The organism is Chlorogloeopsis fritschii PCC 6912 (genome assembly GCF_000317285.1).
Lineage (GTDB): Bacteria > Cyanobacteriota > Cyanobacteriia > Cyanobacteriales > Nostocaceae > Chlorogloeopsis > Chlorogloeopsis fritschii.
The window spans coordinates 1-26,011 of the sequence record NZ_AJLN01000154.1; the positions used below are offsets into that span (position 1 = coordinate 1).

General features: G+C 40.2%; 24 protein-coding genes and 1 tRNA gene. 14 read left to right on the plus strand and 11 right to left on the minus strand.

Annotated features, from left to right (window positions below):
* Positions 1-580: GNAT family N-acetyltransferase (locus UYC_RS0134730; RefSeq protein ID WP_016879850.1), on the plus strand; the 580-nt coding region annotated here is incomplete at its 5' end.
* A gap of 50 nt (positions 581-630) precedes the next feature.
* Here UYC_RS0134730 and UYC_RS0134735 read toward each other — a convergent pair.
* Positions 631-1,512, minus strand: a complete 882-nt coding sequence (locus tag UYC_RS0134735; protein WP_026087568.1) for a phytanoyl-CoA dioxygenase family protein — start codon at positions 1,510-1,512, stop codon at positions 631-633.
* Between the two features lie 339 nt (positions 1,513-1,851).
* Positions 1,852-2,748, minus strand: coding sequence for a hypothetical protein (locus UYC_RS0134740; RefSeq protein WP_016876201.1), 897 nt, complete (start codon positions 2,746-2,748; stop codon positions 1,852-1,854).
* A 907-nt stretch (positions 2,749-3,655) separates the two neighbouring features.
* Here UYC_RS0134740 and UYC_RS0134745 point away from each other — a divergent pair.
* Positions 3,656-4,063 (plus strand): hypothetical protein, encoded by a 408-nt coding sequence (locus UYC_RS0134745; RefSeq protein WP_016876202.1) that lies wholly within the window; start codon positions 3,656-3,658, stop codon positions 4,061-4,063.
* Positions 4,064-4,080: 17 nt separating this feature from the next.
* Here UYC_RS0134745 and UYC_RS0134750 read toward each other — a convergent pair whose 3' ends face one another.
* A complete protein-coding gene (locus UYC_RS0134750) occupies positions 4,081-5,007 on the minus strand; it encodes an energy-coupling factor transporter transmembrane component T family protein (RefSeq protein WP_016876203.1) in 927 nt (308 codons plus the stop codon).
* An 83-nt stretch (positions 5,008-5,090) separates the two neighbouring features.
* On the minus strand, positions 5,091-6,452 hold the full coding sequence (gene der, locus UYC_RS0134755; protein WP_016876204.1) for a ribosome biogenesis GTPase Der: 1,362 nt from the start codon (positions 6,450-6,452) through the stop codon (positions 5,091-5,093).
* 217 nt (positions 6,453-6,669) lie between these two features.
* Here der and UYC_RS0134760 point away from each other — a divergent pair, with 217 nt between their 5' ends.
* The 5 genes from UYC_RS0134760 to UYC_RS0134780 all read left to right on the plus strand — a co-directional run bounded on the left by UYC_RS0134760 (position 6,670) and on the right by UYC_RS0134780 (position 10,857).
* Positions 6,670-7,599: a metallophosphoesterase gene (locus tag UYC_RS0134760; protein WP_016876205.1), complete on the plus strand. Its 930-nt coding sequence runs from the start codon at positions 6,670-6,672 to the stop codon at positions 7,597-7,599.
* A 456-nt stretch (positions 7,600-8,055) separates the two neighbouring features.
* Complete coding sequence (locus tag UYC_RS0134765; RefSeq protein ID WP_026087569.1) at positions 8,056-8,469, plus strand: secondary thiamine-phosphate synthase enzyme YjbQ; 414 nt, start codon at positions 8,056-8,058, stop codon at positions 8,467-8,469.
* A 121-nt stretch (positions 8,470-8,590) separates the two neighbouring features.
* The gene (locus UYC_RS0134770) at positions 8,591-9,394 is read left to right on the plus strand and encodes a Nif3-like dinuclear metal center hexameric protein (protein ID WP_016876207.1); all 804 of its coding nucleotides are present in this window, start codon (positions 8,591-8,593) and stop codon (positions 9,392-9,394) included.
* Between the two features lie 370 nt (positions 9,395-9,764).
* Positions 9,765-9,974, plus strand: a complete 210-nt coding sequence (locus UYC_RS0134775) for a hypothetical protein (protein ID WP_016876208.1) — start codon at positions 9,765-9,767, stop codon at positions 9,972-9,974.
* 571 nt (positions 9,975-10,545) lie between these two features.
* The gene (locus UYC_RS0134780; RefSeq protein WP_016876209.1) at positions 10,546-10,857 is read left to right on the plus strand and encodes a DUF6679 family protein; all 312 of its coding nucleotides are present in this window, start codon (positions 10,546-10,548) and stop codon (positions 10,855-10,857) included.
* Positions 10,858-10,903: 46 nt separating this feature from the next.
* Here UYC_RS0134780 and UYC_RS0134785 read toward each other — a convergent pair whose 3' ends face one another.
* Positions 10,904-12,583 (minus strand): MBL fold metallo-hydrolase, encoded by a 1,680-nt coding sequence (locus UYC_RS0134785; RefSeq protein ID WP_016876210.1) that lies wholly within the window; start codon positions 12,581-12,583, stop codon positions 10,904-10,906.
* Positions 12,584-13,048: 465 nt separating this feature from the next.
* Between UYC_RS0134785 and UYC_RS40115 the strand changes: the two genes are divergently transcribed.
* The 6 genes from UYC_RS40115 (at position 13,049) to UYC_RS0134815 (ending at position 18,758) form a co-directional block, all read left to right on the plus strand.
* The gene (locus UYC_RS40115; RefSeq protein ID WP_268744007.1) at positions 13,049-13,177 is read left to right on the plus strand and encodes a hypothetical protein; all 129 of its coding nucleotides are present in this window, start codon (positions 13,049-13,051) and stop codon (positions 13,175-13,177) included.
* Positions 13,178-13,217: 40 nt separating this feature from the next.
* Complete coding sequence (locus tag UYC_RS0134795; RefSeq protein ID WP_016876211.1) at positions 13,218-14,039, plus strand: SDR family oxidoreductase; 822 nt, start codon at positions 13,218-13,220, stop codon at positions 14,037-14,039.
* A 300-nt stretch (positions 14,040-14,339) separates the two neighbouring features.
* Positions 14,340-15,980, plus strand: coding sequence for a peroxidase family protein (locus UYC_RS0134800; protein ID WP_016876212.1), 1,641 nt, complete (start codon positions 14,340-14,342; stop codon positions 15,978-15,980).
* A 23-nt stretch (positions 15,981-16,003) separates the two neighbouring features.
* Positions 16,004-17,191 carry a catalase family protein gene (locus UYC_RS0134805; RefSeq protein ID WP_016876213.1) on the plus strand — a complete coding sequence of 396 codons (1,188 nt, stop codon included), beginning with the start codon at positions 16,004-16,006 and terminating at the stop codon, positions 17,189-17,191.
* Between the two features lie 246 nt (positions 17,192-17,437).
* Positions 17,438-17,653: a chlorophyll a/b-binding protein gene (locus tag UYC_RS0134810; protein ID WP_016876214.1), complete on the plus strand. Its 216-nt coding sequence runs from the start codon at positions 17,438-17,440 to the stop codon at positions 17,651-17,653.
* 520 nt (positions 17,654-18,173) lie between these two features.
* Positions 18,174-18,758 carry a thioredoxin family protein gene (locus tag UYC_RS0134815; protein WP_016876215.1) on the plus strand — a complete coding sequence of 195 codons (585 nt, stop codon included), beginning with the start codon at positions 18,174-18,176 and terminating at the stop codon, positions 18,756-18,758.
* A 228-nt stretch (positions 18,759-18,986) separates the two neighbouring features.
* Here the strand turns inward: UYC_RS0134815 and UYC_RS0134820 are convergent, their stop codons facing one another.
* Positions 18,987-19,451: a hypothetical protein gene (locus tag UYC_RS0134820; protein ID WP_026087803.1), complete on the minus strand. Its 465-nt coding sequence runs from the start codon at positions 19,449-19,451 to the stop codon at positions 18,987-18,989.
* Positions 19,452-19,991: 540 nt separating this feature from the next.
* On the opposite strand from UYC_RS0134820, the gene aroA reads away from it, so the two are divergent.
* On the plus strand, positions 19,992-21,341 hold the full coding sequence (gene aroA / locus UYC_RS0134825) for a 3-phosphoshikimate 1-carboxyvinyltransferase (RefSeq protein ID WP_016876217.1): 1,350 nt from the start codon (positions 19,992-19,994) through the stop codon (positions 21,339-21,341).
* Positions 21,342-21,452: 111 nt separating this feature from the next.
* Here aroA and UYC_RS0134830 read toward each other — a convergent pair.
* From UYC_RS0134830 to glyQ, 5 genes are all read right to left on the minus strand, one after another.
* Positions 21,453-21,537, minus strand: a tRNA-Ser gene (locus UYC_RS0134830).
* A 151-nt stretch (positions 21,538-21,688) separates the two neighbouring features.
* Positions 21,689-24,046 carry a ComEC/Rec2 family competence protein gene (locus UYC_RS0134835; protein WP_016876218.1) on the minus strand — a complete coding sequence of 786 codons (2,358 nt, stop codon included), beginning with the start codon at positions 24,044-24,046 and terminating at the stop codon, positions 21,689-21,691.
* 110 nt (positions 24,047-24,156) lie between these two features.
* Complete coding sequence (locus tag UYC_RS0134840; RefSeq protein ID WP_016876219.1) at positions 24,157-24,636, minus strand: DUF4079 domain-containing protein; 480 nt, start codon at positions 24,634-24,636, stop codon at positions 24,157-24,159.
* Between the two features lie 78 nt (positions 24,637-24,714).
* On the minus strand, positions 24,715-24,942 hold the full coding sequence (locus tag UYC_RS0134845; RefSeq protein ID WP_016876220.1) for a hypothetical protein: 228 nt from the start codon (positions 24,940-24,942) through the stop codon (positions 24,715-24,717).
* 79 nt (positions 24,943-25,021) lie between these two features.
* The gene (gene glyQ / locus UYC_RS0134850) at positions 25,022-25,927 is read right to left on the minus strand and encodes a glycine--tRNA ligase subunit alpha (protein WP_016876221.1); all 906 of its coding nucleotides are present in this window, start codon (positions 25,925-25,927) and stop codon (positions 25,022-25,024) included.
* Between the last annotated feature and the right edge of the window lie 84 nt (positions 25,928-26,011).

Genomic DNA, 26,011 nt, shown 5'->3' on the forward strand with positions numbered 1-26,011 from the left:
TAAAAGCTTGAAAGTGCCCACCCTACACAATTTTTTCTTTGCTAACTCAAAATACTTTAATGTAATGCTAGATATTATCCCAGAAACAAATGAGGAAATAGCAAATATCCGCCAAGTCGTTACAGATGCCTTTGCTCAACCACAAGAAGCCCAACTAGTAGACAAAATTCGCAATTCTGAGAATTTCATACCCGAATTGTCTTTGATGGCGGTAGAAAATGGAAAAGTGTTAGGACACATTCTTTTTAACCGCATTTTCATAGAAGCGAGCCAGCAAACTCTTCCTGCGCTAGCATTAGCACCGCTAGCTGTGATACCGCAACGTCAACACCAAGGCATAGGCACCAGGCTGGTTCAAGTAGGCTTGTCAAAGTGTCGTGAGTTAGACTATGCGATTGTTGTAGTTGTTGGCTATCCGCACTACTATCAACGCTTTGGCTTCCAAACAGCAAGCAAGTTCGGTTTAATGTCCTCATTGTCTGTTCCTGATGAAGCTTTCATGGTGCTGGAACTAAAACGTAGTGCTTTGGCTCATATCAGTGGCACTGTCCACTATCCAGCATACTTTCAAGAAGTTTGAGAATATTCATTTTTAACTTGGTGATTGTAAAACTACATCCAATTAAGCTTTTATACCCAAAACACACATTGCTTTTGTTCCTCAGAGAATTGAGGAGCAAGCGACATTAAATTATGTCGAGGTAAGGAAGGATTGCAATAAAACGGATATTTTGGCTGTCGGGATGTGTAATCAAAAAATATTGTAAATCTATCAGATGTTTGAGGTCTTTTCCCTCTATGAAAAACGCTAGCAGTAGCAGCAAAAACTACTGTTCCAGCCGAACCCGTACACGATTTCCAGTATGATGATGACAAAGCTCTTTGCATTCTTTTCTCGCTAATATATCCATACTGGTATTGCAAGGAACTAGAAACTACGTCAGTTAGATATTGTGGAATATATTGAAACGGGCCGCAATCCTCACTTACATCATTCAGGTAAACAATTACTTTGAGAATTTTTCTATCTTCTGTATCTATATGCCATAATCTGGATTTTCGCTCAACTTGATTAGCAAGATCTCTGCGAAAATATGGGCCATGATAGGCTGCGGGTAGACCAAGATAATGTTCAACTATATTTAATAAACGCTTTTCTAGTCCCCAGAGAAAAATTTCTGGATACTCTAGCATTTGCTCGCAAGTTGCATGTACTACATATTCATTTTTGTCTCCAGAGATACTTTTAGGTATTTTGGGTATCAGGCTTTTTGTTGCCTGTAACATTTTTTCTGTACCGGGAATAGCCAACGACTCTAATGAAGCGATCGCTACTCCTTCACGTCTAATAGTCTCAACTAAAATCAAATCCTCAGTTGAAATTCCAGGTAGATAAGCACCGTGTTTTTCCAATGCCGCTAGATAAACCTGCTGGGATTGATTTTCCAAGAATGATATCTGATATACTTTTCTTAATATTCTGTTACGTACCTGTTGAACAATATTGTTCATGTAATTGACTTTTTTTACGTATGAAACATGGCTGATGTATTTTAAGTATTATTACGGTCGTTTGTCCAACTGTTTCTCGTAATCTTTGTCAAAAGTTTATAGTTGCTTCGCAAAAACTTAGTGCAAAATTACCATTTTTTTCATATTTTATATAACTTTACATATTAATCCGAACTTTACACTTAGAAAACATTATTAAATAGAACTTTTTATAGACTGGCATATCCCAAATGTTCAGAACCCTAACTTCTCTAAATAAGCCGGGAATCTATAAATCTCTCATCATGTGTGTGGCTGACTACTAGCTGTATAACTAGTCTTTCTTATCTAATGTCAGTTTCATTCATAATGATTGAGAGTAAATTTTACTTCTAATATTAATCTATCTTTTTGAACTGGAATAGTTCCCTTATGGAAACAAAATGGATCTTCTACAAATCCAAACCCTGCTTGTTCGCAAATAGTGAGCACATTTTCTGATCCATAATAATTAATGATATCGTCGTCATCTCTTTCTCTTAGTAAAGAAAGCTGATATATAAGCTTTTTTTTCTTGTGACTACTTCTAACACAGACATGAGGGCCACTATATATGTCAACATCCGTTAAATAAAACATAAATTTTAGACACCAATAGTCTTCCAAATCATAATGAAAACGAAATACTCCCTTGACACGTTCCTCTACTTCTTTCTCTTGAACAAACATCCACCAAATTCTACTTATTATATTTACTGGTTTTTTCTCAAAATATTTATTAGCTATTTCCCATAATTTTGGGTCTTTTTCTAGATTTTTTATAGCTGGGCATAATGAAGAAATATCAAAGTTATAACCAGTAATAAATTTTTTATTTCGTCTCTTTTCTACCTTCTCTCTATCAGTGATATTAAAACTAAATTGTGAGTTCCCATCACCTAAGTAAATTAAATGTTTAGAAAATTCTGTTATTTCTCTCAAGATAGGTTCAGGCAAGTTAATACCTAAATATATACCCTCTTTTTTGAGTGTATAAACGGCATGATCTACTTCAAGACTTTCAAAAATAGAATTTCCTTCATAGCTTATTATCATTTTTTCTTTATAAATAATTTGTACTAAATAACGTATAAAATGAATACGGCTAAAGCAAAACATGAAAATCCAATCTGGTTTTTTGATAGCAAAACCTAAATAGTGTAAAAACCTACGCCTAAGTTTTAACCATAGTTTTGGAAAATTATTTACTGTTGTCATATTACCTGCATATGCTTAGTATTTCTAACCTACAGCAATCCTAAATAAGTTGTGAAAAGTGCGAAAAGGCATTGTACACTCATGCCTTTACAAAAGAGAAAAATTATTGGAAAATAACAAACTCAAAAAATCTACTTTGCAGCCACAAATTTTAAACAATCGATAATACAAACTGTGAGTAAAACGTTTGGTATACAAACGATATCATCACTCTAATTACTTAGAAAATTAGTGGCTATTTGGATACTATTAATCAACCACTACTTTTAATGATGAATTTTGATTGATGCGAGAACTCTTATTTAAGACCAGAAAATAGTTTACGTTTTATCTAAAATATTGAAGCTTACATATGCTTATAGCAAATAGTAAGCTAATAACAACATATTGGCTTCTACTAATTTTTAAAATATATCTCAAGGTAGATTAATAATTTCTATCTTTATTTTCTATACGTTGTGTTATGATATAAAATTCACTAAAAAGTTTTTATATATTTGCAATAGAAATAAATTGTAAGCTCTATGTTTGTGCTTTTTTGAGTTTTTAATACAGCAGATTTCAAGGAGCGTGAGGTACAAAACTTTAGTCTCAAAGTCATATATAATGCTTTACTTCTGGCTTCTGACTTCTGGCTCCTGTAGACGCAACAGCGGCTACTTACCCTTCGGGAACACCAAAGACTGCGGGAAGGGCTTTGCCCAACGGTGTACAGAAGCCACTACTCTACGAGAAGCCGGACTACGTCCGTCTACGTGTCTACCCGCAGGGTATTCTCCTGTATCTCTGGCTAGAGCGAGAATTTAAGCATTTATACAAAATCGGTACAGATTAAAATAATTCTGTTGTCCTGTAGCTTATACTATGTCTTCGGGACGACGGACACAGTGATAAAGGAGTGGCAGTGATGGTACGGCTAATTATCATCCTGATGTTGCTAGGGTTATTAACTGCGTGTACCACCAGTGTACTTGCACCAACTAGCCAGTTAGTAGAAAAAGCGATCGCCCTTCAGTTACAGAAAACTCAACAGCAACTCAAACAGCAGTTAGATCTAGATTTCAAGGGATTTGAAATTCATCACCTCGCAATTACTAAAAAACAACCCCTGACAATTCAAAATCTACTAACTTATCGTGTTCGTGGAACCTACGACCTTATCTTTAAGCTACCAAAACGACAACTGAAACAACCCCACAAACCATATGAAGTTTACTTACAACTTCAGCAAGAGGGCAAAACCTGGCGGTTGTTGCTTCCAGAGAAGGAAGGCAAAGAAACTAATCCCGTTTGGCGTAGCTATCTTATTCAGTAGTAGCCTGGTGCCAACTATTAAACTTTAGTACCGACTGCCAACCGCACTCCCCAAAATACAATTAAAATTGCGATCGCCAGCCAGTCTGCTCTTCTGAGTCGTAATTCGTGCCACTGCACTCGATGTTCATTAGGGCTAGTAAAACCCCTTACCATCATTGCGTTAGCCATTTGCTCTGCTCGCAGTAGCAGATTTTCTAACAATCTCTCTGCTACCAGCATCCAAACTTTAACTGCTCCTTTAAATCCTAGCTTTTTCCAATTAATTGCTCTTGTCATTACAGAACGAAATAAATTCTGCACTTCTTCTAACACCAGAGGTATGAACCGCAAAGACAAAGTCAATGTCAATGTAATCTCTGTTACAGGTAACTTTAGACGGCGCAAGGGTTGCATTAAGCTTTCTATTGCAGCTGTAATTTCTTCTGGTGCGGTTGTCAGTAGATACAAGTTGGTGCTGTAAATAACAGTAAATAATATCGTACTAAAACTAGTTGCCAAATCTAAAGAACGGCGAGTAACTTTTACTACTCCCTGTTCAAACAGTACATAGCTGTAGTTTGATTGGCGGTTCGCTGGTGAAGGCGTAACTGTGGAAGTTGCTGGCTGTGATTTCTCAATAATCGTAGATTCGTTACCTGGCAGACGTGGTTGATATTTGATACCAAGTCCATCAGGGCTAATAGCAGCGATCGCGAACACAAAAAAGCACAGCATTAATAGCCAACCCATTTGTTGTCGCCACACTCGTTTGGGGATTCTTGCAATTAAAGTAACAAAAATCAACAATAAAACCAACAATACGCGCCACAAATTGTTGGCAAAAACGTAAGTTGTCAGAAAACTCATCAACCAGATAAACTTGACTCGCGGATCGAGTTTATGTAACCAAGTTTGCGGTTGTTCTAAATAAAGTCCAAGTGGTAGCGATCGCAGTAAATCCATTTTGAGTCATTAGTCATTAGTCATCAGTCATCAGTCATTAGTCATTAAACTTTGGACAAACGACAAATGACAAATGACAAATATTAAACGCGTGTAGCTCTATTGACATTAGCACCTTCCACATCACGAGCTTTTTTACTCCGCCAGAAAAAGCGGATGGGAGTACCCTTAAACCCTAATTGTTGGCGGAATTGTCGCTCTATGTAGCGACGGTAATTGTCGTTAAAGCGTTTAGCATCATTAACAAACAATGCGATCGTAGGCGGTTGAGTGCTTACTTGTGTACCATAATAAAGTTTGCCTTGTTTTCCACTACGACTAACTGGCGGAGAATGCCAGCGAACTGCTTCTTCCAAAACTTCGTTAATTACCGAGGTACTTACCCTACGCTTGTGTTCTTCAGCAGACTTACTTACCAACTCCAAAATTTTTTCTACTCTTTGCCCAGTTAAAGCACTAACAAAAATGGTTTCCGCCCATTCACTAAAATGTAACCGTTCTTGGAGATGTTTTTCGTAATCGTAAATCGTGTAAGAATCTTTTTCTACTGCATCCCATTTATTCACCACAATAACGCAGGCTCTACCTTCTTCGATAATCCTTCCAGCTAATTTTTGATCTTGCTCGGTGACACCATCAAGGGCATCTATCACCAATAAAACCACATCGGCGCGACGAATTGCTTTAAAGGCACGGTTAATACTAAAGAACTCAGTGCCGTATTCAACATTTTTCTTCTTGCGAATTCCTGCCGTATCAATTAAACGGTAAGTTTGTCCATTGTGTTCAATGACAGTATCAATGGCATCACGGGTAGTACCAGAGATTGGACTCACAATTGCTCTTTGTTCACCAACTAAAGCATTCAACAAACTAGACTTACCCACATTTGGGCGTCCAACAATTGCCACGTTGATTTCATCAGTTTCCGGTATTTCTGCTGTTGGTGGTAAATAAGTAATCAGCACATCCAGCAAATCTCCCGTACCGCTACCATGAATGGCAGAAATAGGATAAGGTTCACCCAGCCCCAAATTCCAAAATTCAGCTGCTTGAATTAAACCTTGTTCTGGAGATTCACATTTATTAACAGCCAAGAGCACGGGTACGGGTTGTTGACGCAACCATTCTGCAATTTCTTCATCAGCGACTGTTGGCCCTGTAATGCCATCTACAACAAAAATAGCAGCACTTGCTTCTGCTAGCGCAGCCATCGCCTGTTGACGAATCAGTGGTAAAAATTCAGTGTCATCATTAAATACCAAACCACCAGTATCCACAACCATAAACTCGCGATCACGCCAAAAGGAAGGTAGATAAGTGCGATCGCGCGTTACACCCGGTTCATCGTAAACAATAGCAGATTGCTCCCCGGCAAGGCGATTGACAAAGGTCGATTTACCAACGTTTGGGCGACCAATAATAGCAACAATAGGAAGTTTCATAAATTTAAATGCAGAATGCTGCAAATTTTTATTGTAACCAGATGAGGTGAGGATTAGGGACTAGGGGCTAGAACGCGAATTACGATTCTCTTTCTCTCCGTGTCCTCATGTCCCCGCGTCTGGGTGTCCTCTCTTTCCAATCTCCACCCATTTGTCCTCAAAGAACAGACTTCTCATCGAAAATCTTCAATTATTGATTTAGCTGGCGATCGCTACAATGATAGCCAGTTTAAATAGACATAAAAATTCAAACGAGAATCTCGCAATCACAAGGAATGGAGATTGGACTTTGAGAAAAAGTCAACGGCTAAAAAAAGCCCGCAAATTAGCCTTTCGATTTGTTAGAGTTTCTTTTTTGTTGGGCTTTTGCGCTTTGTTGTACGCTTACTTAATTGAACCAAATTGGCTTGAAATTAATCGCTTGCATTTAAATTTACCACACCTAGCATCGGAATTTAATGGTTATCGAATTGTGCAAATTAGTGATATCCACACAGATAAATGGACTAATCAAAAGCGATTAAATCGAATTTTTCGCTTAGTTAACCAACAAAAACCAGATTTAGTGGTGATTACAGGAGATTTAGTAACCCGTCATTCCCAAGCCTTTATTCCCAACCTGAAGATTGCTTTAGCACAACTTACACCTGTTGATAAGACAGTAGCAATATTTGGAAATCATGACTATGAAGCAGATCCACAAGCAATTAACCAAGCTCTTGAACAAACAGATATAGCTACACTCCACAATGCTATTTATACCCTACACCGGGGCAATGCCATGTTGCATATTGCTGGGGTAGAAGATGTATGCATGGGTAAAGAGCGCTTGGATCTGGTACTGAAGCAGTTACCTAGCGATGGAGCGGCGATTCTCCTCGCCCATGAACCAGATTTTGCTGATACAAGTGCTGCCACAGGTAGGTTTGATTTGCAACTATCTGGACATTCTCACGCAGGGCAAGTCCGCCTTCCTTTCTTCAAACCGTTGATCCTTCCAAACTTGGCACATAAGTATTATTCAGGATGCTATTTAGTCAAAAAAATGCTTTTGTACACTAACAGTGGCATTGGCATGACTGGGCTGCATCTGCGATTTGGTTCTCGTCCAGAAATTACAGTGTTGACTCTTGTTGCCAATGGTTAATCATTCATCTGGTATTGAAATAGTAATACTCCTAAACTAATAGCAGCTTTTCATGCCCACAGCTAGGAAGTACCACTAACTCAGCCAGTGGAATGTAAGCTCAATAAACTGCCATACACATAAAAAATCTCCACTTGTTTAGAGTTGGAGATTTTTAATAAAAATTAAATAACTAAGGTAGATGACCCTGATGACTCTGTAGATACCGAAAGTGAGTAGTTGCACTCATAATCTCAGTCTAACCATCTACTAGCATCATAACAACCGCAAATACCACTAAACCACAATAATTATTAAACTGTTATCTCCGTAATAACCGTTAGTCATAAAAAATAATCCAGAAGAGTTTGCTTGATTTGGAGCGAAATCAACAAAGAAGAAACCTTAAAATTGATTAAGATGCAAGTTAGTGCTTACGCATCAAACTTGGTATTAACACTAAAGTTCAATTATGCTATGGCTCACTACCAAAAGCTACTGAGAATTTCCACAACTGGCAAATCTTTGTACAACATCACTCCCAAGATTGAAGCGATTGTTTCTGAGTCGGGAGTGGAAACAGGGCTTTGTACTTTATTTTTACGGCATACTTCTGCAAGTTTACTGATTCAAGAAAATGCCGATCCTGATGTACTTAAGGATCTCGCAAATTTTATGGCAAAACTCGTGCCAGAATCAGCACAGTACATTCACGATGCCGAAGGCGCTGATGATATGCCTGCTCATATCCGTACAGCCCTAACTCACACCTCAGAAAACATCCCGATTAATCGAGGGCATTTAGTTCTGGGAACGTGGCAAGGAATTTACATCTGGGAACATCGCCAACACAGTCATACAAGGGAATTGGTAGTTCATATTTCTGCGTAGTCATAGGGAACAGGGGATAGGGGATAGGGAACAGGGAATAGGAAAACAATTTGTGTAATTAATTCTTTCTGAGTACCTATTATGTTAATTGTTAATGACTATGACCAATAACCAATGACAAATGAAAATTGCCGATTTAATCACCTGGTTTGAAGAATGGGCAAATCCATCCTGGCAGGAAAGCTGGGATAACTGCGGCTGGCAGATTGAACCAGGAGTATTACAAGAACAAGCGCGGATCTTGGTTTGCCTAACGCCAACTTTAGCAGTGATGCAAGAAGCGATCGCCTATCGTGCAACTGGTATTCCTGTAAACCTAATTTTTGCCCACCATCCCTTAATTTTTAGTCCACCTAAATCTCTACGTAGTGGCGATCCGATTGCGGAGATGGCACGGTTAGCTTTTACTCACAATATCGGTATTTACAGCGCCCACACCAACTTTGACCAAGTGCAAGATGGTACTGCTGACGTTTTAGCCCAAATTTTGGAACTTGAGCAAGTCTTTCCTATAGTCACTACACAACCAGGTTTGGGATACGGGCGCGTTGGCAATTTACAGCCTTCGATGTCACTGGGAGAGTTAATGGCAACTATTCAAACCAAACTTGCTCCTCCCAATTTGATTTACTCACCTACGGTAGATTTAGAACAAAAAATTGATAGAGTTGCTGTTTTGGGTGGCTCCGGGGCAAGTTTTATCTCGGCAGTAGTCAAAACAGGTGCTCAAGTCTATTTGACTTCTGACTGCAAGTTTCATCAATTTCAAGAAAGCCGCGATCGCGGTTTGATTTTAATTGATGCTGGACATTTTGCTACTGAACGTCCAGCCTGCGATCGCCTCACGCAAAAGTTTCAGTCTTTGAAAATTGAATGGGTACAATTAAGCCAACAAGACGAAGATTTTCGTTCGTTTTATCAATAAATTTCTTTTCAGAATTTTCCACGTTATGTCCGCATTCTTAGAAGAAATTCTCCTGGTATTCTACGCTGCTGGATATCCACGAGCGAAAGCGACGGTGCAAAAATACATATTTGGCTTAATACCTAAGTAATTTCCCTGGGTGAAATGTATCAATTAATACTTAAATTTAGAATTATATTTACTTCATTTGCAATCTTTGATAGTATCGGTGGAGTTTATATGCTAAATAGCTATTTTTGTATACAATGTGATTTTAGTCACCTAACTTTGTGATAAACAATCACTGAGTTTTACTGATCTACATCAATTAAAGACAGATTGAAATATTCCAAAGTTGAGGAAAGAAATTGCCAACTATTTTTTAATCACCATGATTCGCGCACTCGTTGAATCTGCTTTTCAAACAGGGTATCTTAGTGTTGAATCCGAAGGTCTTCTCTATCAAATGGTGGCGATGAAGAGTTACCACCCAGAAGATTTAAATGCTATCTCAGCGCTTTTAGATGCTGTTCGTGCAGGTCGAATTAAGCGTGAAGCTTCCTCAAATCTGGTGGTAAAATTTCCCAAACACAAAAAATAGAGATAATACCTCTTATTTGGGCGTTCTTAGGCAACATTGGGAATTTGCAGTTAATCGAAATGTCAAGGCATTGGAAAAATGTAGCAAAGAACATTGAGAGTTGTTGTTTAAAACTATGAAGGACACGAGAGAATAAGCTAAGATCATTTACGTAGGGATAAAAGTAAAGCCAAGTCCCCAGACTTCCCAGCAATGCCAATGAATACAAGTAGGCAAATAAAACAACCGCGAACCAAACTTGTTTCTAAGTATCTTTTATTACATAATGATACTAAGGATTCACTAGTGGCTGTGAACCTGGTCAGGTCAAATCCTGAATTATGTGACTTCTATGAAGAAAACATTTCCTAAATGACCTCAACAAATAAAGTTAAACTGGTGCAGTGAACACAAACAAACTTTATGACCCAAGAATTCCCAAAAACTGATAACTACAACCAAGTCTTGGACTTGGGTCAAAGAAAGCACTTTTAAAGGTTGATTTGCAAACCTAATATAAAGTGCTATCTATGTGGGAGTAAAACCCAGATGTTGACAGATTTAACCAAGTTTAGAAAGGCAGAAGCTGTAGATGCTACACCGCAAGATTTATCAATTGTGTTGCGATGGGCGGGAAGTGTGTGTTTTCTTGCGGGACCAGCAACGCTGGATTGAACGCGCCCGCATCATCGATATAGAGGGAGATTTAGTTACCCTGCGTTATGAAACAGATGAAGAAGATGAAATTTGTTCTTGGGAGGAGATGGTTCGCCTAGAAAGTATTGGTGCTATTACCCAAAAATTAGCTTCCGTACCCCGTGGCAACGTAGAACCTCTCCTCACAGAAGAGTGTCCAGAAGCAGAACGTATCCGCAATCGTTACACTGACTCTAATCCAGATTAACTGGGTATTGGTGATTGGGGATTGGGAAGAATTTATTTCCTAGTCCCTAGTCCCTAGTCCCTTCATTTCCCCGCTCAAAAGCAGGACAGTAACCATCGAGAGTTACTTTAAAGTTATATAAAGGGGATGCGGGATTCCAGCACCGTTGTCCTCTTTGATGTCTACAGGTACCGCAGCACTCTACATCAGACAAAATAAAGCGATCGCTACTTTGATTGAGAAGCTCTCGTTGCGACAGCCCCCGCAATACCAGTTCTTCTCCCTGCCAACGGGCTTCAATCAAACCGGTATCAGCAAACTGCCGCCAGCGTGGATCGGCTGTAATCGCATCGGGAAGAGCGATGGTGACTACCGTGTCTAACTCTGTAAGTTCACCTTCATAGTTAGTTTCGGGAGCAGCTGGTTGCAAAAAGGTTTCCCCGATTGGAATTTCTACTAATACTCCTGCTTCTGGAGAATGGACGTGATAGCGATTTTGCAACTCATCCAAACTAGTAAGATCCGCCAAATAGGTAGGAGAACCGTGGACAAAAATGACGTGCTGCGGACGTAAGTTATGAATTAATTGAGTAGTACCAGGGCCATCGCTATGTTGAGCAAGGAGATAGTTTTCAACAGTAATGATTCCTGGGAATTTATGATGATTATTAATTTTTATCTCAGTTTTTTCTGGTAAAAGAATCAGCCAAGGGCCTGTATCAACTTGACAATATTCACTCAAATCGACTGTAGAGTCGGTCAGAACAATGCAGGGATATTTACCAACGCGATCGCGCTGTCCTGGTTGCAAGCGCCGCACGCGCGGGCGTATGCGTTCATCCCAAAATAAGGGTTGATGGCGAGCAAAATTCTGTACAGACGGCGGAAAGTGAGACAGTAGTTCTAAATATACATCGCACCCTACAGCAACAGTACCATCTACCCAAATATCCAAATCGCGACCTGTAAAGTGGTGGTGGCTGCGTAACAGCATCAACAGTTCTTGACCTAAACCCAAAGCAGGCGTAGGCAAGAGCACAGAATAAGAATCGGCGATCGCCCGGTTTACTCGCTCTGCTAGTTGATTTTCTTGGTTGCGACGGTGGGGATGGCGAGATGTGCCATAGGTACCCTCAATGATTAAGGCATCTAACTCCAATCCCCGCAGTTCCTCTAACCGCAAACCTTCCACTAATCGGGAGTTGGATAGGAAAAAGTCCCCGGTATACAGTAGCTTGTAGGAACGCTGTGGAGTCGTGTAGGTAAACAGCATCGCTACTGCTCCTGGTAGATGTCCAGCAGGAAAGAGTTCTACCACTAGACCATCTTTAACTTCTACAGGCGATCGCAAAGGTAAAGCCTGACAAAATTGAGAGATATCTTGAAGGTTTTGGTTTGGCCAATTTAGCGGTAGTAACTTACTAGTTACCTCACTACCGTAGATTGGTAACAGCGGAAAAGCTTTATGTAATGCTAGCAATCCCCTCGCGTGATCTGGGTGAGCGTGACTTATCAGAACAAAATCAGCCGGCAGAGGCGAACGACCACGACGTGCAGGTTTAGCAAGTCCCTTCATCAAAGGTGAAATATCTGCCAAACCGCAATCAAGTAAAATCCGGTGTGGCCCCATCCGCACCAACAGACACACACCCTCACCACTATGGTTTACACCATAGGGTAAACATTCTAATTCATGAGATGCTTCCCCTGTATCAATTCGAGAGGATGCCGACAGGCGATCGCTCATGCTCTCCTCCCCTCTAACCTTATTTTTATGAATATTTCCGACAAGCCAAGTAGTATTACAAGGATTTTGCTCACCTTTCCTGGGGCTAATTTCACAAAGTGCGCCCCTACACCCTTGGAATGCGGATTTGTTATTGGGGAGGAAGCCTCCACGGAACCCGCCTCGGTTCCAAAAAAGTGGGTACTCAAAAGCCCTGACAATATCGGGACTAGGGGCGGTTGGCTCTTAGCTTTTTCTCATCAATGTGCAGAACCATTGCCGTGGTAGTTATCTGAATCGTAAAATCCATTTTTTGTGCCAAAGAACAAGCACGACACAGTGAAGAGAACTGTTAATCCAGCTAAGATTAGCTTTACATCCATTTGCTTGTAGCCCTCTACTAAAGACCTTCTTCTATTATGTAAGTGATTCCGCTACAGAGGATAATCACTGGATATTCCCTACCATGCTTGGTTGGATTGGACAATGGGTGAATCTACTGTAACCAGTTCGATTGTAGAACTTTTCCACTCACCTGTCTATCAAAATTTTGGTGCAGGATCTCAAAACCAGACACAAAGCCACACTCTTACTTGCCACTGGCAGCGCTTCTAATTTTCAGTAAATTAACAATAAACTATCAAATGATGTTGTGATGACTTCTGCACAAGTATCAGTCGAGAATTTAGTACTTGTTGTTGGTGCAACAGGCGGAGTAGGGCAACTAGTGGTAGGCAAGTTGCTAGAAAAGGGCTTCAAAGTTCGTATCCTGACACGCAACGCTGCAAAAGCCCAAAAGATGTTTGATGACAAAGTAGAAATTGCGATCGGCGATCTGCACGATCCGGCTACATTCCCAGCAGCAATGGTGGGCGTCAGTTACATCATATGTTGTAGCGGCACGACTGCTTTTCCTTCCACTAGATGGGAGTTTGAGCAGACACCCAATTTGATTGAATGGATCAAGCTGTTTTTGAATCCTGAACTTGCTCAAACAAAAGCCAAAAATAGTCCTGCAAAGGTTGATACCCAAGCTGTTACTAACTTGGTACAAGCAGCACCTAGAAACCTAAAGCGCTTTGTTTTTGTATCTTCCTGTGGAGTGCTACGCAAGGATAAGTTTCCTTACAGTATTCTCAATGCTTTCGGTGTACTTGATGCTAAACAAAAGGGTGAAGAAGCTATTATCAATTCGGGATTGCCCTACACCATCATCCGCCCAGGAAGGCTGATAGACGGCCCCTACACTTCCTACGATCTCAATACTCTACTCAAAGCAACAACAGAAGGCAAACTTGGTGTAGTCTTGGGAACAGGTGACAAACTCACAGGTCAAACCAGCCGGATTGATGTAGCAGCAGCCTGTGTAGAATCAATACAAAATTCCGATTCTGAACGAAAAGTGTTTGAAATAATTAATCAAGGAGCGAGGCCTTCTATGATTAATTGGGAAAAATTGTTCTCTGAGTTAAGCTGACCTCGTCTTTTCTAAAGCGTTAGTAGCCAAATCATAGCAATTTAAAAAACGATCGCTATATGTATAGCAATTATCTTGAAAGTTGCTATACATCTGGCACATTCTTTTCTGGAATCGGTATAAGTCACACTGTATATTTACATACACTAATTTGACTTAGAAAAAGCAGAGGCTAAAAAGGTAGTGCGTTCTTAGGGGTTGCACGCCAGTCCGCTAAGTTGGAAGACGCACGGAATCGATTCCAGAAAAATTTCATGTGCATTGAGTACAGAACTCAAACCCACGAAGGTAAAAATTATTATGGCTTCCAAACGAGACAAATCCAAAGACGGGTTAAGAAACAAACTAGAAACCGCTGCTTTGACAGGCTTCAAGCCCATTTGGAACTTTATTCAAGGTAAACCAAGTCTTGCAAAAAAAGTTAACAAAGTTCTCATTAATAATGCTATCTATAAAGTTCCTACTCGTCCCTATCCGTTTAGTACAATGTCCCCCTACACCTCATGGGAATCATTAACGGATCGTACTTATTCTGGTCTCCATTTACCACCTCTTGATTGGAAGCCTTTAACCAATAAGAATTATATAGGAATTAATTTAACTCCATCTGAACAATTTGAAAAAAATCTGCCTCCTGTTGAGGATTTAGCTATTTTGTATCAGAAAACAGAAGAAACTAAATACTCACCTAAATCTACGCTGATTTTTCCCTATTTTGTTCAGTGGTTTACCGACAGTTTTTTACGAACAGATCGTAAAGATGCCCGCAAGAATAATTCTAACCATCATATCGATTTGTGTAATGTTTATGGTTTGAATCCTAACATTACTCATTTGTTGAGAGCTTATCACGGGGGCAAGCTCAAAAGTCAGATTATTAATGGAGAAGAGTATCCTCCTTTTTATTATGACGAGAATGGACAACCCAAGGAAGAATTTAAAGGACTGCCCCATGTTTACACCGATGAGTTCATTCCAAAAGCAGATAGTTTTCCTCCAGAAAAAAGACAAACATTGTTTGCAATGGGGTTAGAACTCGAACGGGCAAATGTACAAATTGGCTATGTAATGCTGAATGTTCTTTGCTTAAGAGAACACAATCGTCTGTGCGAACTCTTGGCAAAAAAATATCCAACTTGGGATGATGAAAGACTTTATCACACCGCCAGAAATATTGTGATGGTGGAAATGTTAAAGATTGTCCTAGAAGATTACATTAATCATATTACTCCCTATCATTTTAATTTCTTTGCTGATCCTCTCTCATTTACTAATGAGAAATGGTATCGCCAAAACTGGATGTCGGTAGAATTTACCTTAGTCTATCGATGGCACAGTATGTTGCCCGATCGCATAATTTATGACGGTCAAGAAGTTCCCACACCTGCCACGATGTGGAACAATGAAATGATTATCAAGAAAGGATTGGGAGCTTTATTTGAAGAAAGTTGTTCTCAAAGCGCAGCGCTACTGAGTTTATTCAATACGCCTGAATTTTTAGTTCCTACTGAATTAGCTAGTATTCGCTTAGGTCGCGTGACAAAAGTCAGAAGCTATAACGACTATCGCGAATTATGCAAGTATCCACGAGTAACTAATTTCGACCAGATTAGTAGTGATGAGAAAGTCAAAAGAGAACTACAACGATTGTACGGTCATGTAGACAATCTTGAGATGTATGTAGGACTCTATGCAGAAGACTTACGACCAAATTCTGCCTTACCTCCTTTGGTCGGACGACTAATAGGAATTGATGCTTTTTCTCAAGCTTTAACTAATCCTTTATTAGCAGAGAATATTTTCAATCCAGAAACTTTCTCACCTGTAGGTTGGGAGGAAATTCAAAATACGAAGACTCTTTCTGATTTGTTAAATCGTAATGTTCCTCAAGGGAAAACCTATCGAGTTTCATTCTATCGTCAGGATTGGCAACCAGTCTGATTAGTAAACAACTCACGGTAATTATGGATAAGAAGTTATTTACAGAATATCCAGAACAAGATGAGCGCCAATATTACGATCGCTTGGTTGAGCAAGCCAAGAAACGTATGGATAATCTTTTTCAAAATCAAGAACGGGCGCTCCGAGATACCCATGCCAAATCTCATGCTGCTGTTAAAGGCACGCTCGAAATATTTGATATTGATGAAGATGCAATTAAACGCGAATTAAATCAACGTGCCTCATTGAGTTCTTCACAGTTAAATGGGATTTCTCTTAAACAAGGCTTGCTAGCACAACCCAAACAATATCCTGTTTGGATCAGATTTGCTAACGGGCGCACCAAAGTAGAGCATGATTATGTTTCGGATACGCGCTCAATGACGGTGAAAGCGATCGGGGTTGAAGGAGAACGACTTACACAAAGCCATGAATCGAAAACTCAGGATATTATTACTCAAAATGCCGAGATATTTTTCATCAAAACTATTAGAGACTACTACGGCTTTTTTAGTGCTGTAGTTAAGTCAGAAAAAGCAGCACTCACATGGCTTCTACTACATCCCAAACAGTTCTTGGCACTCAATAAGATTACGAAACCGATTCCGAAGAGTTTATTAACCGAACGATATTGGAGCGGTTCAGCCTATGCTTTGGGTATTAATCCCAATTTTGATGCCTCCCAGACTGGTTTAGTTCCTGTGGAATATCCAGCTGTGGTGAAATACGTGTTTACTCCTGTTTCACCCGAACCACCGCACAACAGGGTTCCATTCCAAGAAAGGCCAAAAAACGATCGCGATCGCGCCAAAGCTCTAGCTGAAAACGGCGCTCAACCAGACAATTACTACCGAGATGAGCTAATTCAAGCCCTCGCCCAACCTGACGCCCATTACTGTTGGGACTTTGGCATCCAGTTTCAAACTCATCCTAAGATGTCTATTGATGATGCCACGATTGTCTGGCAGGAAAAGGAATCACCTTTTTTTACAGTAGGCCGTCTTACCGTGAAGCACCAAGTCGTTAATTTTGAAAAACAATACGATTTCTGTGAAAATCTGCGATTTTCTCCTTGGAACGGCCTTACTGTTCATCGCCCAGTAGGTGCGCTCAATCGGTTACGCAGTGTTGTGTATCCAGTTGTAGCATCTTATCGCCATCAAAAGCGAGGTCTTGTTTACCAAGAGCCAACTGGAAATGAAACCTTTTAAATTTCGATAGCGTGTCTTCTATGGATTATACGCTAGTTAGATTTCACAAACACATATGGCAACGCAGCAGATTTAATTCCTACCAAATAACAACATGAATGGGGAGCGATCGCTCCCCATTATTTTTATCCCCAGAACAGGCTATCAATTATTACAAGCGCGTCTCATCATCCCTTGTCTTTACATATTTTAATAATTAAGTTACAATTCTTTACATAATTGCAATCATCTAATTAGGAAATATCTATGCGTACAAACGGTTCCATAGTTGACGATCAGGGTAAAATGAACAATTTTGCGATCGAGCCAAAAGTGTATGTGGATGCCCAAGGCGATCGCACTGGTTTTACTCCTTATGCCGAGTTGCTCAACGGGCGTTTAGCAATGATAGGTTTTGTGTCTTTAATGGTACTAGAAGCGTTGACAGGACACGGAATTTTTGGTCTTTTAAGCAGCTTATAAAAAATCAATTTTCATATCACTGGCACTTGTTTTCGCAAAAGTAGAGATGCTAAGTTTATTCGCGTCTTTACTTTTTTATTTTGAACCCAAACTTAATTGAAAGTTTTAACAGATGCTCATGAACTATAGTTCACAATAATACATAAAAATTTCTCTTCTCCCAACCCTGTAACCTGTCACCACTTCCCTATCTTCGTGTTTCTCCCATTGTTAGTTGATATCTAAAAGCCATCCGTTAGGTGGAGTATGTTTTGTGACTGAATAAGTTAGTCTACTTTTGTGGCAAGAGGGTAGCACAGTTCATTATGAGCAATACTTTCTTCTCTCAAACAGAGAGATTTTAAATAAAAATTTATAACTCTAAGTAACCGTGACTAAACTGCGTAGACTAAAAGAGTAGTGGAATTCTTTAATTTCTAATACCTAGTCCCCAGTCCCTAATCCCTATTTATTCCTTCTGTCCCCTACTTCCTGCCTTATATTTAATCGAAAAATTTCAAGTAAGTTTATAGGATGAATTATGGCTTTAACTGCTTCAACAATGCTTCCAATTGGCACTCAAGCGCCAGATTTTAATTTACCAGATGTGGTTTCCCAACAGACAATTTCTCTTTCTACATTTGCTGACAAAAAAGCTTTGTTGGTAATGTTTATTTGTCGGCATTGTCCCTTTGTGAAACACGTTCAAGCAGAATTAGCAAAATTGGGTCAAGATTACTTTCAAAGTGATTTAGGAATAGTGGCTATCAGTGCTAATGATGCTAATAATTATCCAGATGATGCTCCAGACAGCTTAAAGACAATGGCAAAAGAGCTTGGTTTTCAATTTCCTTTGTGTTATGACGAGAGCCAAGAAACAGCAAAGACTTATACAGCAGCTTGCACCCCCGATTTCTTTTTATTTGATAGCGATCGCAAACTCGTTTATCGCGGACAATTAGATGATAGTCGCCCCAGTAATAATAAACCCGTCACAGGTGCAGACTTACGTGCTGCTATTGAAGCTGTACTGGCGAATAAAGCCGTAAATCCAGATCAAAAGCCAAGTATCGGTTGCAATATTAAATGGAAACCAGGAAACGAACCTAGTTATTTTGGTAGTTAAGTGTGGTTTATAACTATATTCACATCTTGCACCTCGCCCATAAAACGCTTAGAATTTTATTTCTAGGCTTATAGTTCGAGTCAGTTTTAACTGACTTTAGCTTTTAGCCAAGAAATTCATTTCTTGGCGGACAAGAACTCAGATGCAAAACCTGAGTATACAAATATCCTCCCCCACAATATCAAAAAACATTTTTGGAGGGAGGATATCAACTACTTACTTAAGCTATTAGTTACGGATTTCTAAATTGAGAATGTAACATCCCAGTTGGACTTTTTCTGCCCATAATTCGTATTCTACCCGTAAATTTTCTGGCAGTGGGTGCCCGTTAAGTGTAAGATTGTTAGTGAAATTACGTAAACGGATGGGTTGGTTAGGTTGCAGCGATTCAGTAGGCAACCAATAACGAGTAATACCATAAACACCCTGTTCCCAAAAATGTCGGTAACTTAATTGACCATTACCCTGCATTGTCATGGTAACCCGATATGGGGAAATTTCCAGCCACAATACTCTGGGACTATAGGGATTAATAATTTCTTTGGAACTGTCAACAGATGGAGCAGTCAACAGTAGATGAAAGCGCTCACTATCTTTTTGATACAAAGTTGCGGCGGTTTCGACAACAGACCAAACAGGTAAGTCTGTGGAAATTAATGATAGGCACACGGGCTTGCGGTGGTGAGTCAGCATGGGAGCGATAAAAGCTAAAGGCAATGAGATACAAAGCGATCGGCAGGTTAGAGTCAGGAATTGAATTGTAAAATATGCTTAATATTAACTGAACCTGCTGAATTGGAAAGCTAGACAAATCAAAGTAAAAACAAGTAATATGTCGGATTAGAAGGTTTTAGCGAGACTTTTGCTTTAGTAAGCTCAAGTTTAAAGTGGATTACAAAACTGTAATTAGCTTGCAAAGTAAAATTAGCGCCTCAAGTAGTTTACGTTTTGAAAGACTAGCAGGCAACAGCTACAAGCCAATATCAGTCTTTTTTAGCTTGCTGAAGTTTGGCTTACCTGTCTTTATGAAAAGAAGCTTTTCTTCTGTGGGAAGTTATCTTCTCATATCTGTAGGGACATATAGCCAAAGATATATATTAAATATAGTCTTAGTGTATATCAGTAATTTTCATAGAGCGGAAAGCGATACGATACTAGCGAGGAAGTAACTAGCAGTAGGTTTTCCTTTACTGCTTATGAACTTCCGGTGCAGTCACAAGTCAGTTTATCCTAATGTCGCCTTCCGTTATAACTGTAGAAACTAAAGAAAACTTTTCTCAAAACTTAGTTATCAATCGAACTACTTCTGAGTTAAGTTTACAAGGTCGCATCCGCGTTCCAGGAGATAAGTCTATTTCCCATCGTGCTTTGATGTTAGGGGCGATCGCTCAAGGGCACACCCAGATTCAGGGACTATTGTTAGGCGAAGATCCTTGCAGCACCGCTAGCTGTTTTCAAGCAATGGGAGCAGACATTTCGCCCTTAAATACAGAATTAGTGCAGGTTAAAGGAATCGGTTTGGGAAATTTGCAAGAACCAGTTGACGTATTGAATGCCGGAAATTCAGGCACAACAATCCGATTGATGTTGGGACTTTTGGCATCCCATTCAGGACGCTTTTTTACAATTACTGGCGATTCTTCCTTGCGATCGCGTCCAATGTCTCGTGTTGTCAAACCTTTACAACAAATGGGAGCAGAAATTTGGGGGCGTCAAGGCAGTTCTTTAGCACCCTTGGCAGTGCAAGGACAAAATCTCAAACCAATTCATTACCATTCTCCCATTGCCTCTGCTCAAGTTAAATCCTGTATTTTGTTAGCGGGTTTAATGACTGAGGGCAAAACAACCGTTACAGAACCAGCCCTTTCTAGGGATCACAGTGAAAGAATGCTTAGGGCATTTGGAGCAGAACTGGATATCGATCCCCAAACCAACAGCGTAACAATTAATGGCCCCGCTCAACTAACTGGGCAAACAGTAATTGTCCCTGGGGATATCAGTTCGGCTGCCTTTTGGTTAGTGGCTGGGGTAATTGTACCGGGTTCTAATTTGGTAATTGAAAATGTCGGTGTTAATCCCACTCGCACAGGCATTCTAGAAGCTTTAGCAATGATGGGAGCAGATATTGAGCGAGAAAATGAACGGGAGGTAGCTGGCGAACCAGTTGCCGATCTAAGGGTGCGTTCCAGTCGCCTGCAAGGTTGCACAATTGCTGGGGAAATCATACCCAGATTGATTGATGAAATTCCCATTTTAGCGGTAGCAGCAGTATTTGCCGAAGGCACAACTGTAATTAAAGATGCAGCAGAATTGCGAGTTAAAGAAAGCGATCGCATTGCTGTTATGGCCCAGCAGTTAAATAAAATGGGGGCACAAGTCACCGAGCTACCCGATGGGATGGAAATTACTGGCAACACTTCTTTAGTAGGTACAGATGTTGATAGCTATACAGATCATCGCATTGCTATGAGTTTAGCGATCGCCGCTCTCAATGCCACTGGTACTACAAATATTCAGCGTGCAGAGGCTGCTGCTGTTTCCTATCCAAATTTCATACCTACGCTGCAACAAATTTGTAGCTAGCTACGTTCGCATCAATCCTTATCTTTGGGATGCGTACACTGTTTGTCTGAATTGAAAAGTTTGAAATAGGGTTACCTGCCCTATTTTTAATTTTGAATTTCTAATTTTCTACGGAGAGGGGGGGATTCGAACCCCCGTTGAGTTGCCCCAAAACGCATTTCGAGTGCGCCGCATTCAACCGCTCTGCCACCTCTCCAGATGATGAAAGAATTATATTTTTTACTAGGCAATCTCTTCAATCTTAGCATGATATGACGTTTTTGAATTTTAGACGTCAGTATCGAACCTCATTTTTGACATTTTCCCTATTTAGCGATCGCGACTTGAGACACCAAAGCTGGATATGCTTACAAAACTGAAGTTTTATTTTCTGTTCCCTGAATAAATGTTTCAAAATCACCGTTCAAAGTCCATTGAATTGCTCCATCTTTGCCTGTAATGTATAGTTTTGTCTGACCTTTACTCAGTTCAGATAAAGCTTTTTGCTCAATGTTAGTGTTAGATGCGATCGCCACTTGTGGTTGCAAAGCAATAACTAATTCTTTTAAAGACTCACCAGGGCACCATAATACTTGTGGACGAGGTAATCCTCCTGCTTTAACTAGCCGACGTATTTCCACTGGTTTAAGATTACCCACAAGTAACCAAATCTGACCCTGGATTTGCATCTGCAATATGGGCAAATCATTATTAATATATTGCACAACTATAGAATCAGTACCGACAGTTTGACCAGCTGATACAGGTTGATAAAATCCTTTTTGATTTTGTACTTCCTTTTGAATTACCTGACTGGTGAGGGTGTTTCCCGATGGAGAAAAATAGTCATAAAAAACTTTAATTGGCAAACTTTGCAGCACTTCTAGCCAACCGTTGTTACCATTTAGTTGAAAATTAGAAGCGATCGCCCAATCAATTTGATTTACGCCTTGCTGTTGCAAAAATGGTACGAGCGTGAACCGTCCCGTTCCTTCATCACCACTATTAATTAACGCTACCTTTCCTCGGTCTTGAATTACCATGACTGGTTCTTCGCCAGCTGCTAATACTGTAATCCGAAACAAAGTGTTAGCAGAATACCAAACGGGAATTAACACCAATCCCATAGCAGTCAAAAGAGCAATCCACCAACGTTTTTGCCACCAACGTACAATCCAAACTAATGCAATCAAACCATAAATTACTAGTACCTGCCATACTGCTATCTTGCCAATAGCAAAAGAATTTCCTGGTAGCTTGCTAAAAAATTCCACTAGTGCTATCAACCAATGGCTAGGATAATGCAGTATTGCGGCTAAATAACTGCCAACGTCAGGTACAATTAAACCTACCAAAGCACTAATAATTCCACCTATACTAATAACTGAAATGAACGGTGTAGTAATAATATTCAGCAGTAAGCTGTAAGTCGGTGCAACTCCAAAGGTAAACAGTTGGACTGGTAAAGTCCAGATTGTAGCAGCTAACGGAACAGCAATTAAAGAAGCGATCGCAGGGGGTAACCATGCCAGACGTTGAGTTAATGGTGGTACAGTTACTATCAACCCTAATGTAGCTAAAAAGCTTAGTTGAAATCCTAAATCCCAAATCCACAGAGGATTAAATAATAATAATAAAGTAGCAGCAACCATCAACGATCCCAACTGCTTGACTTTTCGTTTTAGTCCCAAACCAATTAATGCTGCAAATCCCATCACTACAGCTCTTAGCACCGCAGGCTGGAAACCAGTTAAACATAGAAAAATAATTAATGCCAAACTACCCAAGGTAACTTGCAATACTCTGTTAAAACGCTTAGTTGAACTGAGGACTACACTTAAAATCAACGAAGTTTGAAATCCAGATGCTGCTAAAGCGTGAGCTAGCCCAGCTTTGACAAACGCATCGCGGGTATCGTATGGCAAATCAACAGCCTTGCTGCCTAGAACCATTGCACTAACTATAGGCCCTTCCGGAACACCCAACCAACGCACCTGCGATCGCACAATTTTTTCTCGGACTTGCCACCATCCCCATTGGTTTTGTTCTTCATCCAATATATTTACCAGCCTTCCTACCAAACCAGCAAAGGTTCCTTCTTGCTGCAGGAATTTCTGAAAGTCAAAAGCACCAGGATTTGATGGTGGTTTCGGTTTGTACAAAATGCCAGTTACAGCAACTTGTTGACCGGGGTGTAATCCAGTAGCCTGAAGAATGGGCACTGTTACATACAACTTACCCGTTACACCTTTACTTGCACTTGCTGGCCCTTGATCGTTTTTAACTTCATCAAGCTGAGTCGCTTCTAACCAAAACTGTCCTCTTTGACTGCGAGTTAAGCGCGATGTACTTGTAACCTCACCACGCACAATAAAAAGTTGTTCTTGATCGCTATTTCCTGATGGAACCAGCTTACTTATGTCGTTTGTTCCTGGTTGAGGAACCCGCAATTGAAAATAGAAAGTTGCCAACAAACCTAACACGCCAGCAATTAACCATACTCTTGGATGAGGAGTAGATGACAGAAATTGTGGTGTCACCTTAGTCTTTAATTGGGTATTTGCGGTTTTTTGCGGGACTTTTTGTGGATTTAAACGCCGTTTTCTAAAAAGAATTGCTCCCACAATTCCTAAAAGCAATACCCAAGCACCACCCCAGGGAACTGTTGTAAACAGTAATCCAAGAATGTAGCCAAGACAGATAATTACACCACTTGCCTGAACCATTGGAATTTTTACAATAATATCTGGCGACAAAATTTACAGTTACAAAAATGTAGACGCCTTGAGGGCGTCTACAGTCTAAAGGCACAAAGAGATTTTGGCAATAGCTAAATTTATAAAGACAAACCTAACTTCAAACCCAAAATAGCATGGAGAAACATCACAAAAAGAGCAGTGCTGCCCAAATAGGCATGAAGGTTGCGTAGCCCAGGCTGCTCACCTCCTAATTTGCTCAAAGCAATTGCAGAGTTAATTCCCAGTAAGATTAATACACTTGAACCAGTCCAAAAATGAGGACTTTCCATAATAGGTTGACGTTGCATCACAAGAGATAACACTCCACCTGTGAAACCTAAAGCCATAAATAAAAACATCCACGGTGCTATCTGGCGATGAGCGCTGCGACTTTTAATCGCTGTATCTTTATCTTCAACTAATCTACCTCGCCAACCAGTAAACCCCACAGCACTACCCATAACAAACACCACGATCCCCATCATCAAAGGATGTCCCCAGTGCACTATTGGTTCGGGTATACCTAAGCTGCGAAACCAAGCTGCGATCGGTTCTAAAATCTCACTCAAATTAACCATTTATATTTCACAGCCTTCTCAGTATTTATGCTAGTGTTTATGCTTTTAGATTAACCTAAGTAGCTAATCAAACATTAATTATTGTTGTAGGCTTTTGAGAAAATCGAACTTTGCTGTGAATTTATCAGCAAAATAATCAGCAACCTCTGTGGAAGTTAGTGGTATTACCTCTGTTCCATGTCGAATTGGCTGTAACGCCACCCCTAAACTGCAATGCGAACTGCTGGCTTTTCTGTACACATACCTGGCATTCATTCCAGGTATCTGAAAGTATTTGCCTATTGGTAGTTCTTGAAAAGTCGTCATCACGCTCAAGATTAAGATTCAGATGTGAAATTTTTATTAATTGTTCTTACCTGTACTGCATCTTGCCATCAAATAATACTCAAACATCTGCTTTTTTCAGCAATGGAAAACCTAACTTTTCTCTTTGTTCGACATATAACTGTGCAACCTTGCGTGCTAAATGCCGAATCCTGGCAATGTAACGAGTTCTTTCTGTAACTGAAATTACCCCTCTCGCATCAAGCAAATTGAAAGTGTGCGAACACTTTAACACGTAGTCCAGAGTAGGTAGAACCAGTCCTCGCTCTGTCAATTGCAGAGCCTCTTGTTCATACATACTAAATAATGTGAGCAGCATCTCAGGATTAGAGGCTTCAAAGTTGTAAACACATTGCTCAATCTCTCCTTGGAGGTGAACATCACCATATGTGATGTTGTCCGTCCAGTGGATTTTAGTCATTGCCTCCACTCCTTGGAGATACATCGCCAAACGCTCTAATCCATAAGTTATCTCTATCGAAACAGGACGGCAATCAATTCCTCCGCACTGTTGGAAATAGGTAAATTGAGTAATTTCCATCCCATCTAACCATACTTCCCAACCAGTACCCCAAGCTCCTACTGTCGCATCTTCCCAATTATCTTCCACAAACCGGATATCGTGGTCTTCTGGGCGAATTCCCAAAGCTCTCAAAGAATCTAAATAAATCTCCTGAATGTTATCTGGGGAGGGTTTTATCAGTACTTGATACTGATAATAGTGCTGAAAACGATTTGGGTTTTCGCCGTAGCGTCCATCTGTAGGACGGCGACAAGGCTCAACGTAAGCCACAGCCCAAGGTTCTGGCCCCAGCGCTCTTAGAAACGTATGAGGATTCTTGGTGCCAGCACCCTTCTCAATGTCATAAGGCTGGGCAATCAGACATCCGCGTTGAGTACCAGGTCTCTCTAAAAGAAACTCGCTCCAGAACTTATGCAATACCTCTATTACCGACTGAAAATTCACAACAACCCCTTTCTAAGTCAACAGTTCATAACCCATTGTTGCTTAAACTCAGTACAACAGGTATTCAAGGAACAACAAAAAAGT